The sequence below is a fragment of the Ruegeria sp. HKCCA5463 genome (genome assembly GCF_013034175.1).
Taxonomy (GTDB): domain Bacteria; phylum Pseudomonadota; class Alphaproteobacteria; order Rhodobacterales; family Rhodobacteraceae; genus Ruegeria.
The window spans coordinates 269,168-287,456 of record NZ_WQFL01000001.1; the positions used below are offsets into that span (position 1 = coordinate 269,168).

At 57.7% G+C, this 18,289-nt stretch carries 16 protein-coding genes and 1 tRNA gene; 7 read left to right on the forward strand and 10 right to left on the reverse strand.

From position 1 onward, the window contains the following. Window positions 1-24: 24 nt before the first annotated feature. Genes GOW09_RS01360 through GOW09_RS22825 form a run of 7 tightly spaced genes read right to left on the reverse strand, consistent with a single transcriptional unit; the run spans window position 25 to window position 6,838 of the window. Window positions 25-957 carry an AEC family transporter gene (locus tag GOW09_RS01360; RefSeq protein ID WP_152458559.1) on the reverse strand — a complete coding sequence of 311 codons (933 nt, stop codon included), beginning with the start codon at window positions 955-957 and terminating at the stop codon, window positions 25-27. A gap of 54 nt (window positions 958-1,011) precedes the next feature. Continuing rightward, on the reverse strand, window positions 1,012-1,809 hold the full coding sequence (locus GOW09_RS01365) for an MBL fold metallo-hydrolase (protein ID WP_171115079.1): 798 nt from the start codon (window positions 1,807-1,809) through the stop codon (window positions 1,012-1,014). Then, a complete protein-coding gene (locus tag GOW09_RS01370; RefSeq protein WP_171115081.1) occupies window positions 1,806-2,612 on the reverse strand; it encodes a TatD family hydrolase in 807 nt (268 codons plus the stop codon). Before GOW09_RS01370 ends, GOW09_RS01365 begins: the two co-directional genes overlap by 4 nt. Beyond that, window positions 2,609-3,730 carry a DNA polymerase III subunit delta' gene (locus GOW09_RS01375; RefSeq protein ID WP_171115083.1) on the reverse strand — a complete coding sequence of 374 codons (1,122 nt, stop codon included), beginning with the start codon at window positions 3,728-3,730 and terminating at the stop codon, window positions 2,609-2,611. Before GOW09_RS01375 ends, GOW09_RS01370 begins: the two co-directional genes overlap by 4 nt. 3 nt (window positions 3,731-3,733) lie before the next feature. After that, window positions 3,734-4,360, reverse strand: a complete 627-nt coding sequence (tmk, locus tag GOW09_RS01380; protein WP_152458555.1) for a dTMP kinase — start codon at window positions 4,358-4,360, stop codon at window positions 3,734-3,736. Then, window positions 4,357-5,523 carry a D-alanyl-D-alanine carboxypeptidase family protein gene (locus tag GOW09_RS01385; protein ID WP_171115085.1) on the reverse strand — a complete coding sequence of 389 codons (1,167 nt, stop codon included), beginning with the start codon at window positions 5,521-5,523 and terminating at the stop codon, window positions 4,357-4,359. The genes tmk and GOW09_RS01385 overlap by 4 nt, the downstream gene beginning before the upstream one ends. 16 nt (window positions 5,524-5,539) lie before the next feature. After that, window positions 5,540-6,838, reverse strand: coding sequence for an SPOR domain-containing protein (locus tag GOW09_RS22825; RefSeq protein ID WP_171115087.1), 1,299 nt, complete (start codon window positions 6,836-6,838; stop codon window positions 5,540-5,542). A gap of 202 nt (window positions 6,839-7,040) precedes the next feature. Between GOW09_RS22825 and GOW09_RS01395 the strand changes: the two genes are divergently transcribed. Then, a tRNA-Ser gene (locus GOW09_RS01395) sits at window positions 7,041-7,130 on the forward strand. Window positions 7,131-7,505: 375 nt separating this feature from the next. Here GOW09_RS01395 and GOW09_RS01400 read toward each other — a convergent pair. The 3 genes from GOW09_RS01400 to GOW09_RS22830 are packed head-to-tail and all read right to left on the reverse strand — an operon-like array spanning window position 7,506 to window position 9,825. Continuing rightward, on the reverse strand, window positions 7,506-9,185 hold the full coding sequence (locus tag GOW09_RS01400; protein ID WP_170371476.1) for a recombinase family protein: 1,680 nt from the start codon (window positions 9,183-9,185) through the stop codon (window positions 7,506-7,508). Then, window positions 9,182-9,598, reverse strand: coding sequence for a DUF2924 domain-containing protein (locus GOW09_RS01405; RefSeq protein WP_093964944.1), 417 nt, complete (start codon window positions 9,596-9,598; stop codon window positions 9,182-9,184). Before GOW09_RS01405 ends, GOW09_RS01400 begins: the two co-directional genes overlap by 4 nt. Next, window positions 9,595-9,825, reverse strand: coding sequence for a DUF3489 domain-containing protein (locus GOW09_RS22830; RefSeq protein ID WP_093964945.1), 231 nt, complete (start codon window positions 9,823-9,825; stop codon window positions 9,595-9,597). The genes GOW09_RS01405 and GOW09_RS22830 overlap by 4 nt, the downstream gene beginning before the upstream one ends. Before the next feature lie 154 nt (window positions 9,826-9,979). Between GOW09_RS22830 and GOW09_RS01415 the strand changes: the two genes are divergently transcribed. The 6 genes from GOW09_RS01415 (at window position 9,980) to GOW09_RS01440 (ending at window position 18,287) form a co-directional block, all read left to right on the forward strand. Further along, window positions 9,980-11,668, forward strand: coding sequence for a DNA methyltransferase (locus tag GOW09_RS01415; protein WP_254442682.1), 1,689 nt, complete (start codon window positions 9,980-9,982; stop codon window positions 11,666-11,668). Then, the gene (locus tag GOW09_RS01420) at window positions 11,661-12,092 is read left to right on the forward strand and encodes a DUF5681 domain-containing protein (RefSeq protein WP_093964947.1); all 432 of its coding nucleotides are present in this window, start codon (window positions 11,661-11,663) and stop codon (window positions 12,090-12,092) included. Before GOW09_RS01415 ends, GOW09_RS01420 begins: the two co-directional genes overlap by 8 nt. Continuing rightward, window positions 12,079-13,557, forward strand: a complete 1,479-nt coding sequence (gene terL, locus GOW09_RS01425) for a phage terminase large subunit (RefSeq protein ID WP_170357367.1) — start codon at window positions 12,079-12,081, stop codon at window positions 13,555-13,557. The genes GOW09_RS01420 and terL overlap by 14 nt, the downstream gene beginning before the upstream one ends. 239 nt (window positions 13,558-13,796) lie before the next feature. Continuing rightward, window positions 13,797-16,169, forward strand: a complete 2,373-nt coding sequence (locus tag GOW09_RS01430; protein WP_254442683.1) for an autotransporter domain-containing protein — start codon at window positions 13,797-13,799, stop codon at window positions 16,167-16,169. A gap of 525 nt (window positions 16,170-16,694) precedes the next feature. Next, complete coding sequence (gene hdhA, locus GOW09_RS01435) at window positions 16,695-17,462, forward strand: 7-alpha-hydroxysteroid dehydrogenase (protein WP_170437657.1); 768 nt, start codon at window positions 16,695-16,697, stop codon at window positions 17,460-17,462. A 30-nt stretch (window positions 17,463-17,492) separates the two neighbouring features. Beyond that, window positions 17,493-18,287, forward strand: coding sequence for an SDR family oxidoreductase (locus tag GOW09_RS01440; protein ID WP_170437659.1), 795 nt, complete (start codon window positions 17,493-17,495; stop codon window positions 18,285-18,287). Window positions 18,288-18,289 lie beyond the last annotated feature (2 nt).

The following is an 18,289-nucleotide window of genomic DNA, read 5'->3' on the forward strand; positions in this document are numbered from 1 at the left end:
ATCAACCTGAAGTCAACACCTCAGTTAGCCCAGAAGTGTCAGCCATAGCCAGACGGTCAGAATGGACGAGGCCGTTCCGATAAGTACGGCCGACGCTGCGACCCGTTTTGCGCGACCATACATGTTGGCGAAGATATAGGCGTTGAAACCCGGAGCCATGGCCGCATTCAAAACCCCAGACCGAAACAGATCCTGCGGCAGGCCCGTGGATTTGCCGAACACCCACACCAGGCTGGGATGCAGCATCAAAGAGATACAGCAGACATAAGCAATGGTGCGCAGGTCGCCCTCGGGCTTGTATTTGACCAGCACACCGCCCAGGGCAAACAACGCCCCGGGCAGGGCAGCACGGGTGATCAACCCCAGTGCTTCGTCGACCACGGCAGGGATCGCCAGGCCGGACAGGTTGACCAGAAACCCAAGGGCGATACCAAGGATCAGTGCGTTCTTGAACATTGCAGACAATACAGACCGTGCCATGCGCACGCCACCATGACCGCGATTTCGCACGACCTCCATCACCGTGATCCCGACGCCGTAACAAAACGGAGAATGGAAGGCGATGATCGCGTAGTTGCCGGTCAGGTTCTCGGGCCCGTATGCGCGTTCGGTTATCGGCAAACCCAACAGGACAGAGTTTGAGAACAGGCAACAAAACCCGATGGCAACGCAATCTTCCCAATCGCGCCCGAAAATGATGCGCGCGCCGAACAGGCCTGCTGTGAAACACAGGGCGGCAGCGGAATAGAAACTGGCCAAAAGCCGGGGGTCGAAACTGGCGCTGAGGTCCAGATGCGCGATGGCCAGAAACAAAAGGCAGGGAATCGCAAAGCCTTGGGTGAACTTCATCAGCCCATCGACATGCGCTTCTTTGAAGTACCCCGTGCGGGTTGCCGTATACCCGGCCCCGATCACAAGGAAAACCGGAAGAATGACGTCGATCAGGCTTTGCAGCATGTGGCCCCCGTGCGACGGGCCTGCTGCGATATCATGCGGGCGACGGGCAGCGGCCTACTGCGACTGATGGATCACCATCCCGTCGAAGGCGGGGGTGATGTGGTCGGGGGTTTCCGCATCGACGGTGGCATAGTCGAGATCGATATGCATGTTGGTCAGAACCGCGCGCTTCGGTTGGAGTTCTTCGATCCACCCAAGCGTCTTTTCCAGATGCGCATGCGTTGGATGAGGTGAGCGGCGCAGGGCGTCGATGACAAGGCAGTCCAGCCCTTTCATTTCGGGCCAGGCATCGTCGTAGATCTCGGCGACATCCGGAAGATAGGCGAGTTGCCCTATGCGGAATCCAAGGGAATCGATCGAACCGTGATTCACTTTGAAAGGACGAAACGGAATCGGGCCGCCGGGGCCGTCGATTTCAAATGGACCGTCGATGGACTTGAGCTCGAGTATCGGAGGATAAGGAGAGCCTTCCGGCTGAATGAACGCGTATCCAAACCGCCCCAACAAGGCGTTCTGGGTGTCGCCATCCGCCCAAACGGGAACGCGGGTTTTCATGTTGAACACGATCATGCGCAAATCATCGATTCCATGCACATGGTCTGCGTGAGAGTGCGTATAGACGACCCCGTCCAACCGCCCTGTACCTGTATCCAGCAACTGGCTGCGCATATCTGGCGTGGTGTCGATCAGAACCGAGGTTGTCCCATCTGGCCCGTCGCGTTCGACCAGCATCGAACAGCGGCGCCGGATGTTCTTGGGGTTCGCAGGGTCACAATCGCCCCACTGACCGCCCAACCGCGGCACGCCGCCAGAGGACCCGCAGCCCAGAATTGTAAATCGGAAGCCGGTCATGCGGCGGCCTTGTATGATGCCGCTTTGGTAAACAGCCGGTCGAAGTTCGTCTGCGTTTGGTCAGCAAAGGCGGCATAGTCCATGCCAAAGATTTCGGCCCCCTTTTGGGCCGTGTGCACAGTATAGGCCGGCTCGTTTCGTTTGCCGCGATAGGGCGGCGGGGCCAGATAGGGCGCGTCAGTTTCCACCAGAATCCTGTCCACCGGGGCGTTTGCGAAGATATCGCGCAACTCCTGGCTTTTCGGAAAGGCTGCGATGCCGGACATGGACAGATAAAACCCCAGCTCCAGCGCGGCCTTGGCCAATTGAGCAGACGATGAGAAGCAGTGCATGACGCAGGAATAGGGTGCGTTGCGATATTCTTCGGCCAGAATGCGGGCCATATCTTCATCAGCTGCGCGGGCGTGAATGATCAGGGGCAACCCGGTGCGCTGGGCCGCTTCGATATGAATGCGCAGTGACTGTTTCTGCACTTCGGCACTGTCGGCGGTATAGTGGTAGTCCAAGCCGGTTTCACCGATACCGACGAATTTAGGATGCCGTGTCAGGGCGACCAGATCATCGACCGAGGCCAATGGCTCGTCCGCGGCGCTCATCGGGTGTGTGCCGGCGGCATAGAAGACCGGCGCGTGGGCTTCGGCAATCGCACGGACGGCGGGTTCGTTGCGCAGTTTGGTGCAGATCGTCACCATCCGGGTCACGCCAGCCTGGGCAGCACGCGTGATGATGTCGTCCAACTGGCCTTCGAAATCCGGGAAGTCCAGATGGCAATGGCTGTCGGTAATCTGGGGGGTGTCGCTCATCTGTTCTGACCGGCAGTTTCCTGTATCTTGAACACCGTATCTAGGACCAGAGCGGCAGGGTCAAGGTTGACTGCCTGACCATGTCGCGCTCGGGTTGTGATCGTTGCGGCGACCTCGGCCCAGCGACGGGCTTGATTTGGCGATGCTGACAGACGCGCCAGTGTTTCACCCTCGTTGGGGGCGGCTTCCGGAAGCGGGGGCGTGCCCGTTGCCCCGGTCAGGGCCAGCCGTGACAGAGCGATGTCGATCAGGGTAAGCAAAAGTTCGAACCGGTCCGCCGCGCCGCGCTGTGCTGCCGCTTCGGCCAGGGCCAGCGCGCGCTGGCGATCCATGCGGGGCAAGGTGCCCAGAATGGCGATCAGTTCGGCATAGATGTCCAGACCACCCAGATTGATCAAACGCACGGCGTCTCCGACTGAACCTGCGGCAAGCGCGGCAATGTGTTCTGTCTGCGCGGGAATTTCGGTTTCCGTTTGTGACAGGGCGGCTTGCATGTCTTGCGCGTTCAGCGGGCCTAAGCGCAGCGTGCGACAGCGTGAACGGATGGTTGGCAACAGGCGTGAGGGTTGATGCGATACCAGCAAAAGGGTGGTACGGGCAGGCGGCTCTTCCAGCATTTTCAGCAACGCGTTGGCAGCACTGACGTTCATTTCGTCTGCTGAATCCACGATCACGACGCGGCGGCCGCCGTCCGCAGAGGACAGGCCAAAAAACTTTCCAAGCTTGCGGATGTCATCCACGACGATCTCACCGCGCAGCCGTCCCTGATCGTTCAGCGACCGGGTTATCGCCGCCAAACCCGGTTCTGCCCCGGCCTGAATACGATGGGCCACCGGGTGATCGGGATCGATATCGAGCGTCTCGGGCGGAGGCGGCGCGCCGAACAAGCCGCCATCCTCGGCCGGCGGCGTGGCTAGCAGAAACCTTGCAATTCTCCAGGCAAGGGTCGCCTTGCCGACACCGCGTGGCCCTGTCAGCAGCCAACCGTGATGCAAACGGTCCGACGTGTAGGCGGTCAGGAATGCCTGTTCAGCCGCATCCTGGCCAAAAAGCCGAACGGTTTCGCGCGGATGTGGTGCGCCCGGCACCTGATCCGGAGAAGGGATATCGTCGCTCATCGTCTACCGCAGTGCTGCCTGGACGATTTCTGTCACATCCTGCGCAACGCTGTCCATGTCCCTGTTGCCATCCACGATGTGAAACCTGTCGGGGAACTCATCGGCCAGCGCCAGAAAACCGGCGCGCATCTTCTTTTGCAATTCCGGGCCAAAGTCCTCGAACCGTTCTTCGGTGCCTTGTCGCCCCTTGGCGCGGGCCAGGCCCGTTTCGGGGTCCATATCGATCAGCAGCGTCATGTCCGGTTCGCGCCCGATCATCAGGCTGTGCAACTGATCCACCAGATTTCGCAGGTCACCCCGGGACAAGCCCTGATACATACGTGTGCTGTCAGCAAAGCGGTCGCAGATCACCACCTTCCCTGCCGCCAGCGCGGGCTCGATTGTACGCTCCAGATGGTCGCGGCGGGCTGCTGTGAACAGCAGGATCTCGGTCTCGGCCGACCAGCGATCCGGGTCGCCCTCCAAAACCAGGCTGCGAATTTCCTCGGCCCCCGCAGAACCGCCGGGTTCGCGCGTCAGTACCACCTCGTGACCCTGCGCGCGCAGATGTTCCGCCAGCATCCGCGCCTGTGTTGACTTGCCTGAACCGTCAATGCCTTCGAAGGTCAGAAATAACCCCGCTTTCGTCACATCGACTCCAGCGGGTTGTTGATCACGTCTTTCAATACGATACCGCCGACGGTCAGCATGCGCACCACAAACCCGCCAATCGCAACATCTTCGGCTGCCACCAGCGGGCGCCGGATTTCCGGCAACCCTTCGGGCTTGATCACCAGTTCGGCCAGTTGCTGACCTTTCTTGACGGGCGCGTTGATCGGGCCGTCATAGACCACTTCGGCCTCGACATTCTGAGTGCCCAGAACCGGGAACAGCACATTCAGATCACCTTCGGGAACAAGTCCCACGGTCTTTTTCTCGCCCATCCACAGTTTGGCTTCGGCTATCGGCGTTTCCGCGGTGGCAACTGTCCTCTCGACAAAATTTCGAAACGACCAGTTAACCACGGCCTCAGCCTCCTCTGCCCGTTGGCCGGTGCTGTCGAGACCCGTCAGCACAAAGATCACACGCCTGTCGCCTTGTTTGGCGGACCCGACAAGGCCATAGCCCGCTTCTTGTGTATGGCCGGTTTTCAGGCCATCTGCGCCGATATCCAGCCGCAGCAGCGGGTTGCGGTTGCGGGCGTTCGACGGCGCGCGGCCATCGAATTCGAAAACTTCTTCGGCGAAAAGGGGGTAGTATTCCGGAAAGTCGGTGATCAGCCGGTCCGCAAGAACGGCCAGATCATGAGCCGACATCATATGCCCGGCGGCGGGCCAGCCGTTCGAATTTGCGAAGTTCGAATTGTTCATACCCATCTGCTTGGCCCGCTGGGTCATGTATCGCGCAAATCCCGCTTCGGTTCCATCCGGGCTGAGCGCCTCGGCAATGACGACGCAGGCGTCATTGCCCGACAAAACGATAATGCCGCGCAGCAGATCTTCGACACGAACGCGATCCTGCGTATTCAGGAACATCGTCGAGCCGCCATAGCTCATCGCGTGTTCCGAAACAGGCAGAGTTTCGTCCAGCGTCAAGCGTCCGTCCCGCAATGCTTCGAACGCAACATAAAGCGTCATGAGCTTGGACATCGACGCAGGCGGCAACGGTTGGTCGGCTTCTTTCGACAGCAGAACGGTACCGGTGGTTTGGTCGATCACGTAAGCCGCGCGGGCGGATGTATCAAAAGCCTGGGCTGGTATCGCCAGAACGGCAAGCCCAAGCGCCAGAACAGATGTTCGTATTGAGGACAGCATGTAAAGCCTCCCTGAATTAGTCGGTTACCGTGAACGCATCTTTGAAGCCAAGGTCTTTCACGTCCTTTTGAAAGGCTTTGCGCTCGGCCCGGGTTGTGGCGGGGCCGACCAGCACGCGCCAGACTGTACTATTCGCTGTTTTCAGTTCCCGAACAACTGTGGGCAATCCGTTGCGACGCACCTTTTGGGCTGCTGACTTGGCGTTTGCCTCAACGCTGAAGGTTCCAATCTGAACATACGGTTTGCTCAAAGGTGTCGCCGACGTTGTGGCAGCTGCGACAGGCGTGGCGTCTGACGCATCAATAGCTGCTGCGGCCCCCTCTACCGGGTCCAGCGGTGTTTCGGTGATCGCGGCGGGGTCTTTCTTTTGCCACCATTTCCGCTTGGCAGGTTTTTCGGCAGGTGGCGTGACCGTTGCATCCGACAAAGAGGGCGACGCCACGGCCGCAGCGGCTTCGGCGGCTACCTGTGCGCTTTCGGTTGCTGTGTCTGCCGCGGCCACGGCCGTTCCCGCAGCCGCAGCGACGGAGGCTTTCTTCTGCCACCATTTCCGCTTTGCAGGTTTTTCGGCAGGTGCATCGGCCTGATCGTCGGTTGATGTGGTCGTCTCGGCATCTTCGCTTGCGGGCTCGACGTCATCAGCCGTTTCATCGGATGAACTGGCCGCACCGGCTGCAACCGCAGTCGTACCAGCTGCGGCGGCGGCTGGTTCTTTTTTCTGCCACCACTTCCGTTTGACCGGTTTTTCCGGCTCTGCGGACGCTTGCGTGTTGGAAGCTCCATCAGCAACCGCAGCCGTGGTTTCGGCTGCCGATTCTTCTGCCTCTGGCGTATCCTCCGACGACGGTTCTTCCAGCTTCTCCCGGCGCAGTGCGACGACACTGACTTTTGTCGGCGCACCCGCGAGCATTCCCAGTTCTTTCGCGGCAGCGGACGAGACCTGAAGCGCAGGCCCGGGCAAATTGCGCTCGCGCCGGAACAGGGCGCCGGTCACCGATTTGTTGTTGGACGTGTTTTTGATCACGACACGTTCAGGTTGGGACGCATCCGGGTGCGCAACCCATATCCCGCCAAGAGAAGGCCGGCCATCCCAAAGCCCTGCTTCGGTTGTCTGAAAAACCTCAGGGGCCTCGACATCACGCTGCGAGCCGGAAGTCACCTCGGGCAGGAGTTCTGTTTTTCCCGAATTGTCTTCCGGTTTTTCACTCGATTCAGAAGTTGACAAAACTTCTTCGCATCCGGCCAGTATCGTCAAAGTCAACGCCAGATACGCCAGCCGTTTAGGCCCCGGGCGTGTCTCGATCGCTCGCTTCATCTGCTTTTCCCTTGCCTGAAGGGGTTTCGTTTTCCGAACCCCACTGCCGATCTGCTGGTTCTGTGTGCCAGCCTGTTGCGGTCTTTCGTACGGATCATAACGTGGCTGAAGTGTCATGGAAAGACCGCTGCATGGGCTTCGGCAAGATTTCCCGATTTCGACTTGCCTCTGCGCGAACTTCGCCTTAGACCCTGCTTTCGACGGGGAGGTGGCAGAGTGGTCGAATGCGGCGGTCTTGAAAACCGTTGGGCGTGAGAGCGTCCCCAGGGTTCGAATCCCTGTCTCCCCGCCACTCATACCTGTCTCACTTCAGTTGTATTTTCTGATCCGGAATTGTTACGCAATTCCCGCGCGTTGGCGCATGCGCTTTCAATCAGAGACGAAGCAAACCGTACATTCAGAGGACAATTCAGGCGCGAGTCTCAGTGTCGCATTTTAGCGGGGTCGCTTTGGGCTGGATTTCCCTGATAACCTGCAATTTACAGGGAATATTCGCAAACCGGGACTGACTTCCGTCATTTCTTCTATCAGAACTGTATGTTTCTCAGAGGTTTATGTTGCAAATTCCCTAAAAGGTGGAACAGGGAATTTCCTCGTGCGAACAGGGAATTGTTCCGCCGGATCAGGGAGGGCGAAGTCTGTATCAGGGACGCAGGAGCTGGAGATGTCAGAAGCCGAACAGGCGTTCCTGTTCGGACCATTCAAGTGGGTGGGTCACGCTGACCAGACGCTTGAGTGTGAGTTCGGGCGGCTGGCTCCCGTCGAGAATCGCCGTTTGAATCTTTGGTGAGAGAAAGGCGAGCTGAGCACGGGTGCGGATGAAGGCGTCAGGGACGCTTTCGCGGCGGGCAATCTCCATCAGTTGAACTCCGGCCTTCAGATCACGGGCCCAGCCATGGGCGCGGATCAGCATGGACCGGAGGTGGGGATCAGGTTGGGGTGCCATGTCTCCGGCGATGACCTTGGCCTCGACGCCGCGGCGGCACAGATCGAAAGATGCGGTGACGTGGGTGAGATCCGGGTGCAGATGATCGGCCGCGATGCCAAGTGCGCTTGCCAGAGTTTTGGGGTTAAATTCGAGGTCGATCTGTCCTCGTGCAAGTCTGCCTTTGGCCAGAAGAGCAGCGCCGATCTGACAGCCATGGCCTAGAAGCCGGGTTACTAAATCCGCAACTGAAGTCTGAACTGCCTCGGCTGACCCGGCCTCCGGCTGCGCCAGTACTTGGTGCGCCGCGGCGGCGTCTTGCAAATGTCTGACGATGACATCAATGACCGCGTTTTCCAGCGCTGGGCCGGGCAGTCGCCAGCCAGAGATATCCTTGCCGCCTGAGATCAGTCGATTGGAGATATAGTAGCGCAACCGTCGGCCTTTGCGCGTGGTGTGGGTCGGCGTCAACCGATCACCAGTTTCGTCATACAGCAGACCGGTGAGCCAGGCCCCGGGGTCAGTGGAGTGTTGGCGCGCATCGGAGTCGCCGCGTGCCCGCGAGCGGTTGGAGGCCTGTCGCATTTTTTCCTGCACCCGGTCCCAGATGTCCTGATCGATGATCGCCGGATGTTGTCCGTCCCAGATCTTATCCTTGTGGCGGATTTTTCCGAGATAGACCGGATTGCGCAGCAGGTAATAGATTTGACCCCGTGACAGCGGACAATCCCCCTTCACACTGCCATCTGTCCGAACAACCCGTTTTGACCGCAGGTCTTCTGCCGTTGCCCGTTCTTCTACTTTGCGCAGGCAACCAAGCTCGTCATAAAGCCCAAAGAGATGCCGGACCGTTCTGGCCTCCTCTTCATTCACCACCAGCGTTCTTGCCTTCGGATCGGGGTGGCGATCATAGCCCAGAGGCAGGTTGCCACCCATCCAAAGCCCCTTCTTCTTCGACGCTGCAATCTTGTCGCGAATACGTTCGGCGGTGACTTCCCGTTCAAACTGAGCAAAGGACAACAGCACATTCAGCGTTAACCGGCCCATGGAAGATGAGGTATTGAAGGCCTGCGTGACGGACACAAAAGAACAGTTTGCCTGTTCCAGCCGGTCGACCAGCTTAGAGAAGTCGGCAAGCGACCGGGTCAGCCGGTCAATCTTGTAGACCACCACCATGTCAATACGCCCGGCATCGATCTCTTCAAGAAGGCGCTGAAGGGCGGGTCGCTCTAGGGTGCCGCCCGACAGGCCACCGTCATCGTAGCGCCCGGACAACAGGGTCCAGCCTTCATGTCGCTGGCTTGCGACATAGGCCGCGCAGGCCTCATATTGCGCATCCAGCGAATTGAAGTCCTGATCCAGACCATCTTCTGAGGACTTGCGCGTGTAGATGGCGCATCGGATTTTACGGCGCGGGCTCATTTGGCCGCCTTGCCGGTGAGCCCAAAGAAACGCGGCCCTGACCAATGCGCGCCGGTAATCTCTCGGGCGATGGCCGAGAGTGAGCGATAGGACCGACCGTTCCAAGTGAAGCCGTCTTCTGTAACGTCGACTACATGGGTCACACTATTCCACTCGCGTAGCAGGCGCCCGCCGGGTTTTAGGGCAGGGCATGTAGGCCGGGGTTTCTTCCCAGAGCCCTTTTCCAGCGTGGCTTTGACCTGGCGGGGTAGCCTGCCATGCCGGCGGGACTGCATCTCAAAGGCGATAAAGCGGCGCAGAAAGGGTTGGCTGAGCATGGCGGGGGCGGGTTGATCAAACAGTTGCTGCCAAAGCGTGACCAGATCCGATCGACCCATGGCGGCGAGATCGGCGACATCGCTCGTCTTGGTCATGACGCTTCTCCAGTTCCCGCCGCCAGATGATATGTGGATGGTCCATTTGGTTTGTCGGATGTCCGCCGTTCAATTGTGACGCCTTTTTTCCGCAGACCGCTTAGAGCTGCTCGGACCGAATGAGGCTGCCATCCCGTTGCTTTGCAGAGCGCCTCAAGGCTGGCGCCGCTCGGGCGGCGCAACAAGTGTTGCACTTTGTCAATTTTGGTTTGCTTCCGCTTGGACATGTATTGTCTCCTCTGATTTGGGGCTGGCTAGATGCCGAACCCCGGTACCGAGGAGCGCCCGAATGGCTCGGGCGTGGGTTCAGTGATGCGTGGTTGACGGCAACAGTCCAGCTCTTTCTGAAGCGATTACTTGAGGCGTGTGTTTTGAAGGGCGTTGCTGGCGTACCCCCGATTATTCGTCAACAATCTTAATTGGTTACTTTTAGTTTGGGGGGTTGCGTCTCGTATTGATGGCACCTACATTCGACCTAATCGCCCGGACTATCAGGGCGGGAAACTGCTCCCGCAGGCAGCACTCATTGGAAACACAGGTTTCCGCAGAGAGCATTCAAAGGAGCAACGTCTCGGATCGATTGGTCCGGGGAGTTGCGATTTGTGCTCTCTCCGATTTTCCAGCGCGATCCCTCCATCTCGACGTCCGCGCGGCGTCACGCAAAAGGAGGCGGTTATGCCTGCCAAAAACACACACAGCGACGTTCGGGCGTCCAATACGCCTATCTGGATGGCCGAAAAAGTTATCCAATCCCAGATCAGCCAGATCAAGCCCTACGCCAACAACAACCGCGTGCACGCGGCCAAGAATGTCGACAAACTGAAAGCATCGGTGGCCCAGTTTGGCTTTGTCACTCCGATCCTGTTGGATGGTTCGGGCACAATCATCGCGGGTCATGGCCGCTATGAGGCCGCTAAGGCCCTGGGGTTGAATTCCGTACCGACTGTTGTCGCGGATCATTTGTCAGAAGCGGAAGTGCGCGCTCTGCGCATTGCGGACAATAAGCTGGCGGAATTGTCGGACTGGAATGAAGCGGCGTTGCAGATCGAATTTGCCGAGCTGATGGACCTCAGCCTTGATGGCGAGTTGAACTTTGATCTGGACATCACAGGGTTCGAAACACCGGAGATCGACATCATTATCGACAGCGTCGGTGAGGTGACGGTATCTGTAGCGGAAACTGTTGAGACGCCGGACCCTGCGGCACCCGTAGTCACGGAGCCGGGCGACCTCTGGGTTCTCGGAGATCATCGCATTTTCTGCGGGGACGCCCTTCAAGCCCAGAGCTACGACACCTTGCTGGAAGGCGAGACCCCGCAGATAGTCTTCACCGATCCGCCTTACAACGTGCCTGTCAATGGGCATGTGCGGTCCGGCAATAGCGCCGAACACCGCGAGTTTGCCATGGCGTCGGGAGAAATGACGGATAGCGAGTTCCGCGGCTTTCTTTCAGGCGCGATCACGCAGTTGTTTGACTGCCTGCCGAACGGAGGCATCGCGATGATCTGCATGGACTGGCGTCATATCGAAGAACTGATTACGGCGGGCAAAGCAGCTGGATTGGACCTCATCAATCTCTGCGTCTGGAACAAGACGAACGGAGGCATGGGCAGCCTTTATCGCTCAAAGCATGAGCTGATTTGCATTTTCAAGAAGCCTGGTGCGCCGCACATCAACAACGTCGAGCTGGGCAAACACGGGCGCAACCGGACCAACGTCTGGGATTACGCCGGTGTGAACAGCTTTGGGGCAGGGCGCGAGGCGGATCTCGCGGATCATCCCACGGTGAAGCCGACAGCTCTGGTTGCAGATGCCATCATGGATGTGAGCCACCGCGGCGATGTCGTGCTGGACGCCTTTGGCGGGTCCGGCGCGACTCTGCTGGCAGCTGAGAAAACCGGGCGCCAAGCGCGGCTTATTGAGCTCGACCCGGCTTATGTCGATGTGGCCATCCGCCGTTGGCAGGAGATGACCGGTGATAGCGCCGTGCACGCGGTAACAGGCCAGACGTTCGATGCGCGTTTTGCGGCCAACGATACCACTTCAGAACAGGAGGTGGGTCATGTCTGACGATACGAAAGAGTATGAGGTCGGCTACGGCAAACCGCCCAAAGCGACCCAATTCAAAAAAGGCCGATCCGGCAATCCGAAAGGGCGGCCGAAAGGTGCCAAGGGGGTGAATGCCAGCTTGAAACGTGAATTGGAAACCAAGATTACGGTTCGCGAAGGCAGCCACGAAATCCGGATTTCCAAGGCTGAGGCAATTGCCAAGCGGTTCACGGCAGGCGCGTTGAAGGGCGACACGAAATTGTTGATGGCGCTGCTTAAGCTGGACACAGATCTGTTCAACGCAAGTGAATTGGACGCGCAAGAAAGCGTCCGTACGGTTGAGCCCGACGCTGTCGACTACGACATCCTCCGGGATTTCTTTTCCAGCCAACTGGACGGTGACGGTGATCTGGAAAACGAGGAGGCGGAAGATGACGACTCCTGATCCAAAAAACGTCGTGCAAGCCGCTCGCGAGGTTTGCCGGGACAATTTCTTTCCCTTCGTTTGGCGTGTGTTTGGCACGCTGCACCAGGGAACTGACCGCAGCTTTGATCCGGCCTGGCATGTGCGGGCCATGTGCCATGAGTTGGACAATGTCCGTCGAGGCGAAAACAAGCGACTGATCATCAACATCCCGCCACGTTGCCTGAAATCGGTCACCGTGGCCGTTGCATATGTCGCTTATCTTCTCGGTCATAACCCCAGCGCCAAGATCATCGTTGCCAGCTATGGGTTGGATCTGGCGCGCAAACATTCCGAAGATTGTCGTCGGATCATGTCTGCGCGCTGGTACCGGGAAATGTTCCCTGAAACGGTCTTGGCTAAAAAGGGCAACACCTCAGAAGAAATCCGCACCACAAAGGGAGGCAGCCGTAAGGCTGTCTCCATTGGAAGTTCTGTCACCGGTCATGGCGCCGATTACATCATCATCGATGACCTGCTGAAAGCCGGAGATGCCGGCTCCGAAGCCGAGCTGGTCAAGGCGCAGGAGTTCATTGAGGGGACCTTGTTGTCGCGCTTCGACAATCCGGCCGAAGGGCGTGTGGTTATGGTTGCGCAACGGTTGCACGAGATGGATCCGCCGGGTTATCTGCTCGAACGCGGGACCTACCGGCATCTGAATCTGCCTGCCATCGCAGAAGGCTATGAGGTGGTTCCTCTTGGGCGTGGAAGGGTCATGCGCCGCAAACCGGGTGATCTCCTGTGCCCGTCCCGTTTGGATCAGCAAACGCTGGATACCAAGCGTCGCGAAATGGGCGCGGCCGTGTTCAATTGCCAGTATCAGCAGAACCCCATTGCTCCCGACGGGTCGCCCTTGCGCTGGGAGTGGTTTGGCACCTACGAGACCATCGAAGATCGCCGCTGGTTCCAACTGGTGGTTCAGAGCTGGGATACGGGCATGTCGGCAGACCCCCGGTCTGATTTCTCTGTCTGTACAACCTGGGGGTTCCGCGAAAATGCGTGGCATCTTATCGACGTCTGGCGCGGGCAGGTAGACTACCCAGACCTGAAAGCCAAGGCACTGCAACTTGTCGGCCGTTGGGATCCCGATCGTGTCCTGATCGAAGATGCGGCCTCCGGCAAACCTCTTTTGGACGAATTGTTTCGTGATGACCGTCGACGCTACGAACGCATTAAACCCGACAAGGACAAGGAAACCCGGTTCCAGTCCGCTTGCGGTCCTGTCGAAGAGGGCAAGGTTTATCTGCCTGCAGATGCACCCTGGCTGCCGGTATTCAAACGGGAGCTTCAGTCCTTTCCACGCGGACGCAACGACGATCAGGTCGACAGCTTTGCCCACTTTCTGAACTGGTCCAAGGGACCGGGCTTCTACCGGGCATTGGGCCGCGACCACCGGATCAACATCGAACGTCGGGAGCGTAATCGAGAGAGGGTCAGGCGACGGTAGGATCTCGGAGTTGAGCTTGAAAACTCGTTGAATAGTACTGGGAGGGCCGATGTCGGACCAATCCTGAGAGCGGCCCCAATGACCGCTCGCAACCACAAACCGGTCTAATCGCTAATGCCGTCGGATGACGGCTTTGAGCCCAAAGCAGTCAATCGTTTGACTTTTTTGAGCATTTCACAAAACTCACCGTGTATCACAATTGGGTGTACTCTCGCTTATCAAGTAAGAGGAGAAAGCTGATGGCAACACTGGGCCCGACACTTGCGGCACTATACGCTCAGCGTGCATTTATTATTAAGTTGTCACTGGGAGCCTTGGCTTATGTGTTAGTGGCGGGCGACGCACAGGCCCAAAGCGCACAGGGTTGCGTAGAATTGGGCTCTCCTCGGATAGAATATTCATCCGGATCTGAAAGCACTCGCGTTAATCAAACAATTTCAACGACGGAACGCACGTGTCTGCCGATCCCAAACGGACCCATTACAGGACTTACAATTGGAAACTCCTCTATCACGTCCTCTGGTGAAATTGAGTTGTATGTCCCGGGCCAGAATACCGTTCCAAGCAATGCTTCAGTTTTAACTCTCCTAAACGTTGATGTTGCGGCAGGTAGCGGAGACTTTGTTTCTCGTGAGGCCTTGGCTACGAACATCAACGGGAAGCTTAGAGTGAACCTCATTGGAACTTCGATTGGTTCCGGCAGATCAATGACGTTCGTTCCGTTCAACGGCGCGAATATCGACCCCACTGAAGTTTACTTCCAGTCAGACCGACCGTTAACCTACGACAACCTTACCGTTATAGGGGCTACCGAAGTGGTTTTCGGGGCGTACTATATCCAAACCCGGGTTGCCGAGGCTTCTGATTTCACACTGACGAATAGTTCGATTTCTTCAACCAGTGACATGGCGATAGCGGCAGGCACGACCGTTCGGCTCGATGCAGCAAGCAGTTTGAACACCGTAAACTTTGAGAATTTTGGCACGCTGGCCGGAACGGGAACCGTGAACGCATTTAACTTCACAGTTAAGAACGGAGGGGTGCTTTCGCCGGGCTTTTCAATTGGTACGCTTAACAATAGTGGCGGTATCGCCTTTGAAACTGGGTCAAGGATCTTAAGTGAAGTCGATCCGACGGCCGGTCAGAAAGCCGATTTGGTGTCATCCAGCGGGCCCGTTACAGGGATTAACCGCGCCACTATACAAGTCGAAGCCGCTCGTCCCGGCCTGACTGCGCAGGACTATGCTGCTGGCAACGACTACACGGTTTTTCAAGCCTCGCGTTTCGATGGAAACTCCCCAACTCTTGTTGCCGGAGGATCTCTGCCCGCCCTATCCAGTCTGAGTATCTCAAACACGCCAACCGCGGACGGTAGAATCGACATAGCGTTTTCGACCCTCCCCGTTTCGAGTTTACCACAACATCCATCAGTTGTTGGATCTCCCAATGCAAGCAACCTTGCTGGTGCGGTGGCTAACACCACAAACACGTCACCTGGAACTAATCTGACCAATGGCTCAACCTTGGGTAATACCGTTAACACGCTTACCAATTCAGGTTTGTCTGGATTTAATCGTGTGCACGCAGAGCCCTATTCCTCCAATTTGACCGTTGGGCTTGAGCAACTTGACCTGATAACAAACACTGTGCTGAGCCATGCTGACTGCCGCAAGTATCAAGCGGTTGGCTTCAGCAATGCGGATCAACCCGTTGCAGAAGGCGACATCGACTCGGCCCAGAGCCCGAGCGGCGCAATAGACTGCTCTGATCGGCGCTGGTGGATCGACACGGCCTATGTGAGCGGGGACGTTGATGGAAGCAATGGCCTTGGGACATTCGACTATTCGCTGGGCACGATTTTGGTCGGAGCGGATGTCGCAAGCACCGATAGAGGTGTGGTCGGCGTGTACGCAGGTTTTGGGACATCCTCCATGGATGAACACGATCAAGTCGATCAGGACTTTTCGACCGACAGCTATCATGTGGGCGTCTATGGGCGCACAACAACCGGAACTTGGGAGTTCTCCGGGCTGGTCGGTTACATGTTCGGTGAAACCGACGCCAAGCGAAATAACCCTTCTGTTGATGGCTTTACGGGAGGCGAGGCAAAGTCTGATTTGGACCAAGAGGGCATCCATGCCGGTATCCAGGCACGGAAGCTGTTTAACCTGAACAGCGGTGCAAGGGTTTCTACGGTTTTTGGATTGAACTACGGGCGTATCCAACAAGGCTCAGGCACAGAGACGGGCGGTGGTGATTTCAATTACTCGATTAAAAAAGCGAACGCAGAATCGCTGGTCGCTTCTATTGGAATTGACTACCAACGCGACTTCTTGACAGAGAATGGTTTGTTAACCCCAATCGCCTTCGCCCGGTATGAATATGACTTCTTTGCCAACAAAGACAGTGAGCACGAAATCACAGTCACAAGTCCATTGTTCGGAACACTTACACAAGTCGGACAAAATCGAGGAGCAAATGGCTTCGTTCTCGGGCTTGGCCTGGGCTATCAGATTTCTGAGCTGGCCAGACTAACGGCAGGATATGGTTATTCAGTTCGATCCAATGGCCAAGAACATGGCCTAGGTGCAAACTTAAGTGTTCGGTTTTGATTTGGCAGTACGGTTGTTTCAAATTTAGGAATCACACACGCCGACCATCGTTGTTGGGCCTTTACAAACGGACCCAGCGGACGTCCGCTTTGTCCGCACAGCGGTTGCTCATGGCGAATGCAACAAATGACAGCTACGAGCCCAGAGCCGCCGGATTGAAATCGCGCCCTTCGCTCATGCAGCAAAAAAGTTGCCTTGATTGATCCAAGCGCTGCGCTGCAACGCAGCCTTAAAAGCGGCCATTCGTTGTGGGCGCAGCAAAGCTTGGAGGGTCTATGACCGAGTTGCGGACGAAGCGGCCAATCGTATTGGATGCGGTAAAGAACCCTAAGCAGACCTTGACGGTGCGTTGTCGATGTTGAGGTCCAGCCGGCTGCTGGGGGCGCCATTGCATCGCACATCTTCGCAATTCGACACGCCCAATCTATGCTGTTCTAACACTTGCCAAAAAATAGTGCCCAGCACTGATCTGGAGCCAACTCGCCTGCGTAGTACCTAGAGATTGAAGCGATGCAGGAGTTTCTAATGTTCGAAGCAGATAAGTTCCGGCTGGACGGCCAAGTGGCCCTTGTGACCGGTGCCGGCGCGGGAATTGGCCGGGGCGTGGCCCGACTATTTGCCGGGGCTGGGGCCTCGGTGGTGGTGAGCGACCTGAAGGCGGAGACCGCGCAGGCGGTGGCCGACGAGATCACGAACGCGGGCGGCAAGGCCGTTGCACTGGCCTGCAACGTGACGGTCGAAGATGATCTGAAAGCGTCGGTGGACTTGGCCGTATCGGAGTTCGGCGGATTATCGATCCTTGTCAATAATGCGGGCGGGGGCGGGCCAAAGCCGTTTGACATGCCGATGGACGATTTCCGCTGGGCCTATGAATTGAACGTCTTCTCGCTGTTTCGCCTCACTCAACTGGCGGCGCCTCACATGGAAGCGGCAGGCGGCGGCGCGGTTCTAAACATATCTTCCATGGCGGGCGAGAACAAAAATCAGCGTATGGCATCTTACGGGTCATCCAAGGCTGCTGTGAATCACCTGACACGCAATGTCGCCTTCGACCTAGGTGCGATGGGTGTGCGGGTGAACGCCATTGCGCCAGGCGCCATCAAGACCGACGCGCTGGCATCGGTGCTGAACGACGACATCGAAAAGGCAATGCTGAAGCACACGCCGCTCGGACGGCTGGGCGAGCCAGACGACATTGCCTATGCCGCGCTGTTCCTCTGCGCGCCAGCGTCCGCGTGGATAAGCGGTCAGGTGCTCACTGTGTCCGGCGGCGGTGTGCAGGAACTCGATTGATATCCCAATACTTCAGACAGGAACAAACTGATGAGCTTTGACGCTTTTGCAGAATTTCGCATGGACGGTCACAACGTTCTGATCACCGGCGGCGCACAGAATATCGGCGCGGGAATTGCCAAGACGCTCTCGGGGGCGGGAGCAAAGGTGATGATTGCCGACCTGAACAGTGACATGGCTGCCGAAACCGCTGCCGCGATCGCCCGGGAAACCGGAAATGACTGTCGTGGCATGGCCTGCGACGTGACCGATCTGGATCAGATCAATGCGGTTGTATCCGCGACTGCCGACGCGTTTGGTGGCATCTCGACCTTGGTGAACAATGTCGGTTGGGGCGGTCGCCAGCCGGACCCTTCGGCAATTCCTGAAGAGGAGTTCATCAATTCTTACAAACTCAACACAATCAGTGCCTACCGTATGAGCATGGCCTGCTTGCCGTATCTGGAGAAGGCGGAGAACGGCTCGATCACCAACTCGGGCTCGTTTTCATCAGCCGTTCCGGCTTACGACATCCTGCCCTATGGCACGGCGAAGGCAGCCCTGAACCAGATGATGGTGTCGCTGGCTCACATGCTGAACAAACGGGTGCGGGTAAACTCCATCCTGATCGGAACGGTCATGACCGCCGGTTACGGCGACGCGGGCATTTCGCCCGAGATGCAGGAAAAACTCGCCCATCCCGACAATCTGACCGGGCGGCCCGGCCGCCCCGAAGATATCGCCAACGCGATGCTGTACCTGTGCTCGCCGGCAGCCGGTTGGGTCAGCGGCCAGACCATCAATGTTCATGGCGGCGGTGGCGTCGTGCGCTTGTTCGGAAGCTGAGG

Excerpts from the sequence above, each read along its gene's own strand:
- GOW09_RS01360 (WP_152458559.1), bottom strand. The coding sequence starts at position 957 with ATGCTGCAAAGCCTGATCGACGTCATTCTTCCGGTTTTCCTTGTGATC.
- GOW09_RS01365 (WP_171115079.1), bottom strand. The coding sequence starts at position 1,809 with ATGACCGGCTTCCGATTTACAATTCTGGGCTGCGGGTCCTCTGGCGGC.
- GOW09_RS01370 (WP_171115081.1), bottom strand. The coding sequence starts at position 2,612 with ATGAGCGACACCCCCCAGATTACCGACAGCCATTGCCATCTGGACTTC.
- GOW09_RS01375 (WP_171115083.1), bottom strand. The coding sequence starts at position 3,730 with ATGAGCGACGATATCCCTTCTCCGGATCAGGTGCCGGGCGCACCACAT.
- GOW09_RS01385 (WP_171115085.1), bottom strand. The coding sequence starts at position 5,523 with ATGCTGTCCTCAATACGAACATCTGTTCTGGCGCTTGGGCTTGCCGTT.
- GOW09_RS22825 (WP_171115087.1), bottom strand. The coding sequence starts at position 6,838 with ATGAAGCGAGCGATCGAGACACGCCCGGGGCCTAAACGGCTGGCGTAT.
- GOW09_RS01400 (WP_170371476.1), bottom strand. The coding sequence starts at position 9,185 with ATGAGCCCGCGCCGTAAAATCCGATGCGCCATCTACACGCGCAAGTCC.
- GOW09_RS01405 (WP_093964944.1), bottom strand. The coding sequence starts at position 9,598 with ATGACCAAGACGAGCGATGTCGCCGATCTCGCCGCCATGGGTCGATCG.
- GOW09_RS22830 (WP_093964945.1), bottom strand. The coding sequence starts at position 9,825 with ATGTCCAAGCGGAAGCAAACCAAAATTGACAAAGTGCAACACTTGTTG.
- GOW09_RS01420 (WP_093964947.1), top strand. The coding sequence starts at position 11,661 with ATGTCTGACGATACGAAAGAGTATGAGGTCGGCTACGGCAAACCGCCC.
- terL (WP_170357367.1), top strand. The coding sequence starts at position 12,079 with ATGACGACTCCTGATCCAAAAAACGTCGTGCAAGCCGCTCGCGAGGTT.
- GOW09_RS01430 (WP_254442683.1), top strand. The coding sequence starts at position 13,797 with ATGGCAACACTGGGCCCGACACTTGCGGCACTATACGCTCAGCGTGCA.
- hdhA (WP_170437657.1), top strand. The coding sequence starts at position 16,695 with ATGTTCGAAGCAGATAAGTTCCGGCTGGACGGCCAAGTGGCCCTTGTG.
- GOW09_RS01440 (WP_170437659.1), top strand. The coding sequence starts at position 17,493 with ATGAGCTTTGACGCTTTTGCAGAATTTCGCATGGACGGTCACAACGTT.